This is a genomic window from Alkalicoccus luteus, assembly GCF_012034335.1.
Lineage (GTDB): Bacteria > Bacillota > Bacilli > Bacillales > Salisediminibacteriaceae > Alkalicoccus > Alkalicoccus luteus_A.
Map to the genome: position 1 here is coordinate 1 of NZ_JAATHJ010000015.1, position 13408 is coordinate 13408.

Here is a 13408-nt window from a genome sequence, read left to right on the forward strand (position 1 = left end):
CACTGGTAATGGCCGGCATTGTGGAAGGCGTCTTTTCCTTTCTGCAGGGTCTTTATAGACAGTATATCCGTCAATCCTTGGACAAACAATCCCATCTTATTCTGGACGTTTTGGACTAGCAATAACAGCATACTTAATAAAAACAGATCCGGCTCCTCTTTCATCATCCGCCATTCTGCTTCCTCCTCTCCCTGTTTGTTCTCCTAATACCTATTACCTTAGAAGGGGAAGAGCAAACCTCAAACACAAAAAAATGCCGCAGGACGAGGCTGTCCTGCGGCAAAGCAATGATCACGGCAGCTTTGTTTCACCCATGAGGAAACGATCACATTCGCGGGCTGCACCGCGTCCCTCATTAATCGCCCAAACGATCAGACTTTGACCGCGTCTCATGTCTCCGGCTGCGAATACGCCTTCCACATTCGTGCGGTAGTCATCGAATTGTGCACGTACCGTTGAATTCGTTTTTGTCTCTACATTCATCTGTTCAATCAGACCTTGTTCCGGTCCTTTAAAGCCGATGGCTACGAGTACGAGATCTACCGGCCATACTTTTTCAGAGCCCGGAATCTCTTCACGGATTTTGTTGCCTTCCTCATCGTAGCGAAGCGAAACGTTCACCGTGTGTACTTCTTTTACGTTCCCATCATCGTCACCGACAAATTTCTTTGTCATGACGGCGTAAGCACGCGGATCGTCACCAAATACAGCCTCCGCTTCTTTCTGACCGTACTCAATACGGTGAATGATCGGATACTGGGGCCACGGATTGATCATCATGTCGCGGGCCGGCGCTTTTTTATCATATATATCGAACTGGACAAGGCTCTTACATTCATGACGAAGAGAAGTAGCGATACAGTCGGTTCCTGTATCCCCGCCCCCGATAACAAGCACATTCTTATCTTTCGCAGAAATGTACTCGCCATCCTCCAGCTTGGAATCAAGCAGGCTTTTCGTGTTTGCATGCAGGAAATCCATCGCATAGTGAATGCCCTTCAGATCGTTGTTTTCAGCAGGCACGTCGCGGTGGACCGTCGCGCCTCCGCAGAGAATCGTTGCGTCAAAGTCGCTTTTCAGCTGCTCAGACGTTACGTCTTTGCCAACCTCTGTGTTCGTGAAGAATTCGATGCCTTCTGCTTCCAGAATATCGATACGACGCTTTACGACAGCATACGGAAGCTTCATTTCCGGAATGCCGTACGTGAGCAGTCCGCCGAGGCGGTCCGCACGCTCGAATACGGAAACGCTGTGGCCAGCCTTGTTCAGCTGGTCTGCAGCAGCAAGTCCTGCGGGCCCTGAACCAACGACCGCGACGCGCTTGCCGGTACGCTGCTTCGGTGGATTCGGCTGTACCCATCCCTCCGCAAAGCCCTTTTCAATAATCGACTTTTCCACGGAACGAATCGCAACCGGCGGTTCGTTAATGCCAAGTACGCAGGCACCTTCGCAGGGTGCCGGGCAGGCAAATCCGGTGAATTCCGGGAAGTTGTTCATTTCGTGTTCTTTGTCGAGCGCTTCTTTCCACTGTCCACGGTAAACGAGGTCATTCCATTCCGGAATCAGGTGATAAACAGGGCAGCCTGTTGTCACACCGTTGAGTTCCATCCCGGTGTGGCATGTCGGCACACCGCAGTCCATACAGCGGGCACCTTGTTTTTTGGCCTCTTCATCCGACATGGGCAGCGTATATTCATCCCAGTCCTTCGTTCGTTCAGAAGGGTTACGCTCGGGTATCGTCTGGCGAGTGTACTCCATAAATCCTGTCGCTTTTCCCATCACAGTACCCTCCTTCAATCCATTTCTTTTGGGTATCAGCAGCTGTTTGATGCTGCTATTCTTTATCTCGTGATTGTCAGTCCAATCGCGGCGCCCCTAAGCGGGCCACTTCGCTTTTCTTTGTCCAGCTTCGCGTCCCAGGGGCTGGGCGATTTCCCTCTACTCTCTTACGATAAGGCGACATCTGCCCTTCGGCAGTGTCTTCTTTATCTCGTGAGCCTCAGTCCAATCGCGGCGCCCCTAAGCGGGCCACTACGCTTTTCTTTGTCCAGCTCCGTGGCCCAGGGGCTGGGCGATTTCCCTCTACTCTCTTACGATAAGGCGACATCTGCCCTTCGGCAGTGTCTTCTTTATCTCGTGAGCCTCAGTCCAATCGCGGCGCCCCTAAGCGGGCCACTACGCTTTTCTATTTCGCTGCGACTTTTGGTTTTTTGCTGTCTTCGAACGCGGCCATTTCGGCGTCGAACTGGCTCATGCCTTGAGCGAGGTGGTGCGAGATTCGCTCCTGGATAGCACGGTAGTCCTGCGGGATGACTTTGACGAATTTCGCTTCGAAGTGCTCCCAGTTATTTAAGATTCGCTGGCCTTTTCGGCTGAGCGTGTAGTCAACGTGGCGTTCGATCATCGCTTTGAGTTCGGCGATCTCCTCTTTATCGTTCAGGCTTTCCAGATCAACGAGTTCAGCGTTGCACTTCGCATCAAAATTGCCTGCTTCGTCGAGAATATACGCGACGCCGCCTGACATACCGGCTGCAAAGTTTCGCCCTGTTTCCCCAAGGATGACGACCTTCCCGCCTGTCATATACTCACATCCGTGGTCTCCGACACCTTCGACCACGGCTTTTACGCCGCTGTTTCGGACGCAGAAGCGTTCACCGGCGATACCGCTGATGTATGCTTCGCCTCCGGAGGCGCCATAAAAGGCGACGTTTCCGACGATGATGTTTTCTTCCCACTTGAATGGCGATTTACGTGACGGACGGGCGATGATTTTACCGCCTGACAGTCCCTTGCCGATAAAGTCGTTTGCATCACCGACGAGCTTCAGCGTCATACCGTGCGGCACAAACGCACCAAAGCTTTGTCCGGCTGAGCCTTTGAACGTGAGGCGGATTGTGTCTTCCGGAAGACCTTCGAGGCCATAGCGGCGGGACACTTCACTGCCGAGAATCGTACCGACTACGCGGTGAATGTTTCGTACCGCAGCCGTTCCTTTTACCGGTGTACCGTTCTCAAGGGCTTCTTCACAGAATGGAAGCAGTTCCTGATGATCAAGCGATTTTTCTAAAGCGTGATCCTGCTTGCGGCTCGCATAAACTGTCTGACCGGCTTTTACTTCCGGCTGATAAAGGAGCGCCTCCAGGTTCAGGTACTTGCCTTTCCAGTGGTCCACTTCTTTATTGACTTCCAGCACGTCGGTGCGTCCGACCATTTCATTGATCGTACGGAAACCGAGCTCTGCCATCAGTTCTCTCGTTTCTTCCGCGACAAAGCGCATGAAGTTTTCAACTGCTTCTGCAGATCCCATGAACTTTTTACGCAGCTCCGGGTTCTGGGTAGCAACGCCGACCGGGCACGTATCGAGATGGCAGACGCGCATCATGATACAGCCGAGAACGACAAGCGGAGCTGTCGAGAATCCATATTCTTCTGCTCCGAGCAGCGTTGCAACAACGACATCACGGCCGGTCATCATCTTGCCATCCGTTTCGACAACAATCCGGTCACGAAGTCCGTTCAGGAGCAGTGTCTGGTGTGTTTCGGCCAGACCGATTTCCCACGGCAGACCGGCGTGCTTCAGGCTTGTACGCGGTGCAGCACCGGTACCGCCGTCATAGCCGCTGATCAGTACGAGATCCGCACGGCCTTTCGCAACACCTGCTGCGATCGTTCCGACTCCGCCTGCGGATACAAGTTTGACGGAAATACGAGCGCGCGGGTTGGCGTTTTTCAGGTTATGAATCAGCTCTGCCAGGTCTTCAATCGAGTAAATATCGTGATGAGGCGGCGGTGAAATAAGCTCTACCCCAGGCGTCGATCCGCGTACTTCGGCGATCCACGGGTACACCTTCTTGCCAGGCAGGTGTCCGCCTTCACCAGGCTTAGCCCCCTGCGCTACTTTTATCTGAATTTCATCCGCGTTTACCAGATAGTGGCTCTTTACGCCGAAGCGTCCGGACGCGACTTGTTTAATCGAGCTGCGGCGGGAATCGCCGTTTTCATCCGGTGTAAAACGCTCCGGATATTCGCCGCCTTCCCCGCTGTTACTGCTTCCGCCGATGCGGTTCATCGCAATCGCGAGTGCTTCGTGGGCTTCTGCGCTGATTGCCCCGAGTGACATGGCACCGGTCTTAAATCGCTTGCAGATCGACTCAACCGATTCTACTTCCTCAAGCGGAACCGACGGACGGTCTTTGAACGCAATCAAGCCTCGCAGCGACTGCAGGTTGTTTTTCTCATCCGTAATGAGCTTCGAATATTCTTTAAACGCTTCATAGTCTCCCGTACGGGTAGCGTGCTGCAGCATGTGAATCGTCTTTGGATTGTACTGGTGGTCTTCCCCATTCTGACGGTACTGGAATTCATCGCCGGCTTCGAGTTTCTTGCTGCCTCCGCGAAGTTCTTCAAAAGCAGGTATGTGACGCTTCAATACTTCCTCTGCGATCACGTCGAGACCAATCCCGTCGAGCTTGGCAGAAGTCCGGGTAAAGTGACGGTCGATGACTTCTTTCGAAATACCGACCGATTCAAAGATCTGGGCGCCGCGGTAACTCTGGATCGTGGAAATCCCCATCTTCGACATGACTTTGACAACGCCATCTGTCACCGAATCGATGTACTGATACGTAATTTCATGCATCGTGTATGCTTTGTCGATCTCGCCTCGCTCACGCAGATCTGCAAGAGATGCGAACGCAAGATACGGGTTCACTGCTTCTGCACCGTAGCCGAGCAGAGTAGCAACATGATGCACTTCACGTACTTCGGCTGATTCCAGCAGCAAGCTGACTTTCGTGCGGTTGCCCTGGCGAATCAGATGGTGATGGAGCGCAGAAATGGCAAGCAGGGATGGAATCGCTGCTTTTTCGCGGCTCAGTTCACGGTCCGACAGAATAAGCAGCACACAGCCGTCTTCTACTGCCTGGTCCGCCTGTTTAAATAAGTCCTCAAGTGCGGGTTCCAAGCCTTCTTTTCCGGAAGCCACATCAAAGAGAATCGGCAGCGTGCATGACTTAAAGCCTTTCAGCTCCTGCTGACGAAGGGTTTCCAGCTGCTCATTGCTCAGCACCGGTTTATTCAGACGAATGTGACGGCAGCTTTCCGGCTTCGGATTCACGAGACTTCCTTCTGCTCCGATCGTCGTGCTCACCTGCGTGACAATTTCTTCCCGAATCGCATCGATAGCCGGGTTTGTGACCTGCGCAAACAGCTGCTTAAAATAATTGAACAGCAGCTGCGGCTTCTTGGAAAGCACCGCAAGCGGAGAGTCATAGCCCATGGAGCCGACCGGATCCTTCTTGTCTGCTACGAGCGGCTTTAGAATTTTGTGCATTTCTTCATTGGTGTAGCCAAACGCAAGCTGCTTATCAACAAGATCTGCGGAATCATCCGGCAGCTCGGATTCGCTGACCTTTGGAATATCATCCAGATCGATCATGTTATTGTTAATCCAGTCGCGGTAAGGCTTTTCTTTGGCAATGTTCATTTTAATCTCTTCATCCGGAATGATCTTTCCTTCTTCCAGATCAAGCAGCAGCATACGTCCCGGATGCAGACGCTCTTTGACAAGAATGTCATCTGCAAAGATATCCAGCGCCCCTACTTCAGAACCGAGTACGAGCATCCCGCTTTTCGTTACATAGTAACGTGCCGGACGCAGTCCATTCCGGTCCAAAATCGTTCCAACGTGGCGTCCGTCTGTAAAGCCGATGGCAGCAGGACCGTCCCATGGCTCCATGAGCGTACTATGGTACTCATAGAAGTCGCGCTTTTCCGGTTTAATGGAATCGTCGTTGGCCCAAGGTTCAGGAATCATCATCATCGCAGTGTGTGCGAGGGATCGTCCGGAGAGATGCAGAAATTCAAAAGCGTTATCGAACATGGAAGAGTCAGAGCCGTTTTTATCAATAACCGGCAGCAGGCTGTCCAGCTCTTCATCTGTGAAGTACTTGGACTGGCACATTTTCTCTCTGGCTTTCATCCAGTTCATATTACCGCGGATCGTGTTGAATTCTCCGTTATGAATCGTGTACCGGTTCGGGTGAGCACGCTTCCAGCTCGGGAACGTGTTCGTACTGAAACGGGAATGCACGAATGCGACCGCTGTTTTGAAGTCCGGGTGGTTCAGGTCGATGTAAAATGAATCGAGCTGTTCCGGAATCAGCATTCCTTTATAAATGATCGTACGCGTCGACAGGCTGCAAATATAGAAGTCCTGGCTTTTCAGCGTCTTGGCAATTTCGATTTCTGTGCGCTTGCGGATGACATACAGCTTCCGCTCGAATGCATCCTGATCTTCAAGATCTTCTGATGGAGCAACGATCACCTGGCGGATGAAAGGCTCGGTTTTTTTGGCTTCATCACCGACAAACGAATCGTTTACGGGAACCGTTCGCCAGCCGAGGACACTCTGGCCTTCTTCTTCTATAATACGTTCGAAGATACGGCGTGATTCCTTTCGTTCTTTCTGTTCCTGAGGAAAGAAAATCATGCCGATTCCGTACTTGCCTTCTTCCGGAACCGCAATGTCTTCCTTATGGAACTGTTTCTCGAAAAACCGGTGCGGAATCTGAGTCAAAATACCGGCACCGTCGCCGGAGCTGACATCCGCTGACTGTCCTCCGCGGTGCTCGAGGTTACAGAGAATGGTGATCGCATTTTGAACGATATCATGGGATTTCGTACCGTTAATATTCGCAATCATCCCAATCCCGCAGGCTTCGTGTTCCTCTCTGGGATCATAAAGCCCCTGAGCAGTAGGATATCCGTGATTCATCATGATAACGTCCCTCCTTAAAGATACAAATATGCACGAACGAAAAGATACGACGCCGACACGTTATATTTAATCGTTCGTTCACATTTTTATACACATCGGTGTACACTCCAATAAATGGAAGAGACCGGTGTGCGCAGCAGAAAAATTCAGAAATTGGTGAACTTTTCTTTCATATCATTGAATAATACCATCTTTTTTCGAATTTACAAAGGCATTAATTAACACTTTGTCGCTATTTTCTGACTACAACCGTTTGCAATCCCTTGTGAGGCAAGGACTTTCGTGTTCCGTAGCTTTCGCAGATTTTCTGACTGAAAACGCTGTCATTATAAGCTTTTTATCCAAAATGATCGTGTTTCTTCATATTTAAAAGTCAAGGGGAAAGGTTCGCTGAATGAGGAGTGATTCAGTATGGATGTAAATTATTGGTATTGAAGGGTCTTAGAGGGTGAATAATCATGATTTATACAAAATGGCTGTCTATCTTTTTGAATACGCTTACATGAAAACGTTCGGAAATCGCTCATTATCTGGTCCTAAAAACAGGTGTTAAATGAAAGCTGACGGTAAATTTCCGGAAAATAAAGAGACCATCTAAAATAACATACAGGTGTTGCTTTATACCTTTTTTGATTTCATTCGAAACCTTCTTTTTTGACGCGGCTCCTTTTTTTAAAGAAATACGTTTCAGTCCATCATGGAAAAGGAACATTTTTACTTAGGAGGGATAGCGATGAAAAACGACCTATACGTAAACGGATCCTGGACCGGAAGCTCACTGGAGCAGATTAACGTCACAAACCCCGGAACGGGTGCCCTGATCAGTACGGTACCAAAAGCAGGTAAAAAGGAGGCAACAGCGGCGGTCGACGCGGCGGCTGACGCCCTCAGCGACTGGAAACAGACGTCGGCACAAGAGCGCTCTGGGTATTTGCGCGAGGTGTACCGGCTCATGATGGAGCAACAAGACGAAATCGCAGAGCTAATGACACTCGAAAATGGCAAAACGCTCGCCGATTCGAAGGCAGAAGTCGTCTACGCGGCTTCTTTTCTCGACTGGTTTGCAGACGAAGCAAAGCGGGTGTATGGGAGAAGCGTTCCCGGCAAGCATGCCGGACACCGGATTGACGTACTTAAGCAGCCGATCGGGGTTACGGCAGCGATCACGCCGTGGAATTTCCCGGCTGCCATGATTACGAGAAAGCTTGCGCCTGCGCTTGCTGCCGGCTGTACGTTTATTATCAAGCCTGCTACAGCGACACCGCTCACCGCGATGAAGATTATCGAACTTTGCGAAGAAGCAGGCATTCCGGACGGCGTCGTCAACCTGCTTACCGGCAGCGCCTCTGATATTACATCGGTCTTTATGGAAGACAGCCGGGTGCGCAAAGTGTCCTTTACCGGCTCAACAGAAGTCGGCAAAATGCTGATTGAACAAAGCGCCGCCCAGGTGAAAAAGCTCTCGCTTGAGCTTGGGGGACACGCTCCGCTGCTTGTCTTTAATGATGCTGACCTGGATAAAGCAGTAAAAGAAGCGGCAACAGCTAAATTCCGGAACGGCGGGCAGTCCTGTATCGCTGCCAACCGGTTTTACGTCCAGGAAGGAATACTGGACGCCTTTACGGAACGGTTCGTCGAAAAAGTAAAAAACATGAAGGCCGGTGACGGGATGAAGGAAGAGAACGACATCGGCGCCGTCATTGACGAAGACGGCTATGAGAAAATTGAGAAGCACGTGCAAAATGCGATCGAGCACGGAGCTGAAGCTGCCGCAGGCGGGACGGGAACAGCTGAAGACGGCGCTTATTTCTATCAGCCGACGGTCCTCACCGGCGTCACCTCTGACATGCTCATCATGCAGGAGGAAACGTTCGGTCCGGTGGCACCGATCCAGTCATTTAAAACGGAAGCAGAGGCGATTGAACTCGCCAACAATACGCCTTACGGACTGGCTTCTTACGTCTTCACAGAAGATGCAGCTACCGGCACCCGGGTCACAGAAGCACTCGAATTTGGCGTGGTCGGCTGGAATGACGGCGTTCCCTCCGCAGCCCAGGCACCGTTCGGCGGTCTGAAAGAATCCGGCTATGGCCGAGAAGGCGGTATTGAAGGAATCGAAGAATACCTCGAAACGAAATATGTCGCACGCAACATTGAATAGGACGTTTTCAAAAAACAGGACTGTTGATAAAGTCAACTTGTTTACATGTCTATTCGATTGATTGTATTGCCCCTCTGTTTACCGAGCCTGCCGTGGGGTTGCCTTCAGCTATTTCTCAGGGTAAACCCTGTATGAAGGGAAGAAAGGCACGTAGGATGGCGCGGCTTCCACGGGCACGCCGGACACGAAGGGGAAATGGATTTGTTTGTTGGAGAAAAACGTCCCGATCGCTGACGCTGCGGCTTTTTTTGGTGGATACGTTGACGTACGTCCCTATTCGACATCGAAGCGTTGCTTAACTAAAGGCTCCATCCATATGGAACAAGCTCGTGTGAAGCCTCACCAGGCGTGTCAACCGGACTGTTAGCTGCCAAATCGGAGGAACTTGACTCCAGGAGGATCAGAACGAGGCGAAAGCCGAGGCCGTTCCCTCCGGAAAGCGAGTGTCCGCAGATGCAGGCAGATGCAAGGTTATTCACCTGAAATTACGTTATCAACACTCTGAGGACTGTTCCCATGCCGGGAGCAGTCCTGTTTCTTCTATAGTAATGGCTTCACTTTCACCCACGGCCTGCCGTGCTCCCATGAAACCGAAACCGGAACGTCAAACGCAGCGGACGCCTCCTTCTCATTCAGCACCGTTTCTTTCTCTCCCTGACTGATAAACGATCCGTCCTTCATCAGCGCCGCATGCGTGATCGGTGCAATCAGCTCTTCCATATGGTGCGTGACATAAATGAGCGTCGGTCCTCCCTGCTGCAAGCTTTTCTCAAGCCGGTACAAAAGATCTTCCCGTGCGGCAAGATCAAGCCCGGAGCACGGCTCATCCAGAATTAACAGCTCCGGCTCTGCCATCCAGGCTCGTGCCAGCAGTACTTTTTTCAGCTCGCCCTGAGAAAAATGCTGCTGCGGTTTTTCTGCCAGATGGCCGGCTCCAAACTGCTCCAGCAGCTCATAGGCGCGGTCCATTTCCTGCTGCGTGACCGGCTCATACAGGCCGATCGAGGCGTGCAGACCGCTGAGCACAATTTCCAGTCCATCTACATGCGGGTAGCTTTGATACTGCCGCTCAAGTGCCTGACTGACCCAGCCGATCGATTTTTTCACATCCGGCATATAGGAGCTGCCGTAGCGGTTACCGAGAATATCGACCGGTCCGCTCCCTGCTTTCGGCCACATCGATCCGGAAAGCACCTTGAGCAGCGTCGTTTTGCCGCAGCCGTTCCGGCCAAGCAGCCCCCAGTGCTCGCCGCGCTGAATCTGCCAGGATACATCCTTTACGAGTACATTGCCCCCGCGCTGAACGGTCACATCTGATAGTGATACGATCTCTCTCATAAACAGGCCCTCCGCTCCAGTTGTTTGTTTTTCAGTGTACCGTACATTACGGGAAAATCACAAAATTGTATTCATTCGAATGAAATTACATGCATGGAGGCGTAAACTAAAGAGTGGAAATGGTGGAAAGAAGGGCTGTTTATGACAATTTTTATTCAGGTGGTTCTGCCTGTGCTGCTCATTTTTGCAGCGGGCTTTGCAATACAAAAATGGAAAAAAGTCGATATTAAGCCGGTTTCGGTCGTGGCGCTGTATGTGGCGACCCCGGCGCTTGTCTTCCAGACATTTTACGAAGCTGAGCTCGACCGGCAGTATGTATACATGGTCGTCTTTTCGTTTGCGCTGCTGTTCTCGCTGATTATACTGAACAAACTAGTGGCCCGGATCACAAAGCGTTCGGAGAAAAAAGAGAGCGGCTGGATTTTATCGACGGCATTTATGAACGCCGGCAATTACGGAGCGCCGATTATTTTATTCGCCTACGGTCAGGAAGGCTTTGCTTACGCGGTATCCTTTATGGTGCTGCAGTCCATTATTATGAATGTGTTCGGTGTCTATTACGCTGCAAAAGGCTATGCAGGCTCCCGCTACGCCGTCCGCAGTATTTTGACGATGCCGGTTACATACGCACTGCTGCTAGCTGTCATCATGCAGGCGACCCCGCTTGCGATGCCGGATAATTTGATGGGAGCAGTCGATATTGTCGCCGCAGCAGCGATCCCGATTGTGATGATTATTCTGGGCATGCAGCTTGCCAACATGCAAATCGGCCAGTTTGACTGGCCGTCTATTTCTTACAGCACGACGGTCCGGCTGCTGATTTCTCCTCTGATTGCGTGGGGGCTGACGATGCTGATGCCGATGGATCCGCTCCTGGCGAAAGTGCTGATCGTCTCTGCTGCTATGCCGTCTGCTGCGACCATTGTCATGTTCTGCGTGCAGTTTGATAACCAGCCGCGCTATGTTTCGAGCGTCACGATGGTTACGACGCTGCTGAGCGTGATTACGATTACCGTGCTGCTTGCGATTCTGCAGTAGCAGAGCAGCTGCTTCAGCACATAAAAGCACGGAGCAAAGGGAAGCCTCCCTTCTGTTCCGTGCTTCCTTTGTTATAAAAGGCTTACGCTTTTACAAACATCGGCAGCTCATTAAAGCCGAGACTTCTGACGTATACGAACAGATTGCCTTTATGGTTAATTTCATGATCGATGCCGATTTCAATCAAGCGCCAAGCCGGAACTTTCATGCCGAACGTCTCGGAAAGATCAATCGTTTCCTCCAACCGCTCATCGCTGATCGATTCGATTTTTTTCACGGAGGCATCGGTATAGCGCTCTGCCAGCTCCTGCAGCGTCGCTTGTTCCGTATCTTCATGGAGCTTCTCCGGCTCCTCTCCCGCTGCAATGCATGCAAACTGATGAAAAGAAGTCAGCATATGTGTGACGAGCTCCTCGGCTGTCATAGAGGTGTCCGTCGGCTTATACGCATAGTCCTCCGAAGCGATCTTTTCTGTCAGCTCTTTCGTTACTTCCCTGTGGGAAAGAAAATATTTTTTCAGGAACGACGTACTTTTTGTCATAATCGTCACCCTCCTCGCAGAACGTATTCCCGTGCACGAGCTTTTAAAACCGGCACCTTCAAAAAAGGGCCGGCTCCCGCAGGAACCGGCCTTCATTATATTGTTACTTGCGGCTATCCGACTTCTTATCCCAGCTTTCGACGTTTTTCAATCCTTTAATGCTGTCCGCATAGAAGGTAGGATCGAGCCCGCGCCGCGACTGATTGTTGAAATGACGCAGCGCTTTGACGGCAATACCGGAAAGCAGCGCCACCGCGATCAGGTTGACGAGCGCCATGGAGCCCATAAAGACGTCTGCCATGAGCCAGATAAGCTCGAGATCAGCTGTTGCGCCTACGATAATCATCGCAAGAAAGGCGAGACGGAAAGCGAGCAGCGCCCACGGCTTTTCTGAAATAAATTCCACGTTCACCTGACCGTAATAATAGTTGCCGAGCAGAGAACTGAAGGCAAAGAAGAAGACCGCTATGGCAACAAAGACGCCGGCTCCTTCACCGACATGTTCCGCAAGCGCCATCTGCGTCAGCTGAATCCCTTCAATATCCCCGACAGTATACACATCTGTAAGTAGAATAATAAAGGCAGTCGCGCTGCAGATAATGATCGTATCGACCAGAACCCCGAGCGACTGGACCAGACCCTGTTTAACAGGGTGGTTCACGTAAACAGTAGCGGCTGCGTTCGGCGCACTACCCATACCAGCCTCGTTGGAGAAGAGGCCTCGCTGAATACCATTCATAATCACAGCGCCAAGTCCCCCGCCGACTACCTCCTGGATACCGAAGGCGTTTTGGAAGATCAGGGCAAATACTCCAGGCACCTGGTCAAAATTAATGACCATGATGACCAGCGCCGCGAGCACGTATGTAACGGCGAAAACCGGAACGATGACTTCAGCAAGGACGGCGATTCGACGCACCCCGCCAAAGATAATAAAGGCCATTGCAGCAGAAATAATGATTCCGACGATGAGCGGATCAACGTTAAAGGATCCGGCGAAGGCGTCTGAAATCGTATTCGTCTGCACGCCATTAAAAATAAGACCAAAGCAGAGAATCATCAGGACAGCGAACAGAATACCCATGAAGCGGGAGCCAAGTCCGCGCTGCATGTAGTAGGCAGGTCCGCCGCGGAAGCCATCCTTGTCCTTCACTTTATAAATTTGAGCCAGCGTGCTTTCAATAAAGCCGGTTGCTGCACCGATAAGCGCTACAATCCACATCCAAAATATTGCACCCGGTCCACCGAGTGAAATCGCGATCGCCACACCGGCAAGGTTGCCTGTTCCTACCCGGGCCGCTGTGCTGATAGCGAAGGCCTGAAACGGCGTTGTTCCTTTCCTTTCTTTAAATGCCGTACGGTCTGTACCTTTAAACAGTTCCCGAACCATCGTCGGCAGCATGCGAAACTGCACGAAGTTCGTGCGGATCGTCAAATACAGCCCGAGGCCGAGAAGGACGTAAATTAACACATAACCCCAGATGATGCCCTCAAAAAAACCGAGAATATCCCCGAGCCATGTGTCAGCGGAAAACCATTGTTCCATGATGTT

At 51.3% G+C, this 13408-nt stretch carries 7 protein-coding genes; 2 read left to right on the forward strand and 5 right to left on the reverse strand.

The window, feature by feature from the left end:
* Positions 1–291: 291 nt before the first annotated feature.
* Both HCN83_RS10605 and gltB read right to left on the reverse strand, forming a co-directional pair.
* Positions 292–1779, reverse strand: a complete 1488-nt coding sequence (locus HCN83_RS10605) for a glutamate synthase subunit beta (RefSeq protein WP_168007068.1) — start codon at positions 1777–1779, stop codon at positions 292–294.
* A 406-nt stretch (positions 1780–2185) separates the two neighbouring features.
* Entirely contained in the window at positions 2186–6778 is a 4593-nt protein-coding gene (gene gltB / locus HCN83_RS10610) for a glutamate synthase large subunit (protein WP_168007070.1), read from the reverse strand.
* A 733-nt stretch (positions 6779–7511) separates the two neighbouring features.
* Here gltB and HCN83_RS10615 point away from each other — a divergent pair.
* A complete protein-coding gene (locus HCN83_RS10615) occupies positions 7512–8939 on the forward strand; it encodes an NAD-dependent succinate-semialdehyde dehydrogenase (RefSeq protein WP_281351721.1) in 1428 nt (475 codons plus the stop codon).
* Between the two features lie 540 nt (positions 8940–9479).
* On the opposite strand, the gene HCN83_RS10620 is transcribed toward HCN83_RS10615, so the two are convergent.
* On the reverse strand, positions 9480–10277 hold the full coding sequence (locus tag HCN83_RS10620) for an ABC transporter ATP-binding protein (protein ID WP_168007074.1): 798 nt from the start codon (positions 10275–10277) through the stop codon (positions 9480–9482).
* Positions 10278–10418: 141 nt separating this feature from the next.
* Here HCN83_RS10620 and HCN83_RS10625 point away from each other — a divergent pair, with 141 nt between their 5' ends.
* Complete coding sequence (locus HCN83_RS10625; RefSeq protein ID WP_168007076.1) at positions 10419–11315, forward strand: AEC family transporter; 897 nt, start codon at positions 10419–10421, stop codon at positions 11313–11315.
* 82 nt (positions 11316–11397) lie between these two features.
* Here the strand turns inward: HCN83_RS10625 and HCN83_RS10630 are convergent, their stop codons facing one another.
* Together HCN83_RS10630 and HCN83_RS10635 are read right to left on the reverse strand one after the other, a co-directional pair.
* Positions 11398–11856: a DinB family protein gene (locus HCN83_RS10630; protein WP_168007078.1), complete on the reverse strand. Its 459-nt coding sequence runs from the start codon at positions 11854–11856 to the stop codon at positions 11398–11400.
* Between the two features lie 103 nt (positions 11857–11959).
* Positions 11960–13402: an alanine/glycine:cation symporter family protein gene (locus HCN83_RS10635; RefSeq protein ID WP_168007079.1), complete on the reverse strand. Its 1443-nt coding sequence runs from the start codon at positions 13400–13402 to the stop codon at positions 11960–11962.
* Positions 13403–13408 lie beyond the last annotated feature (6 nt).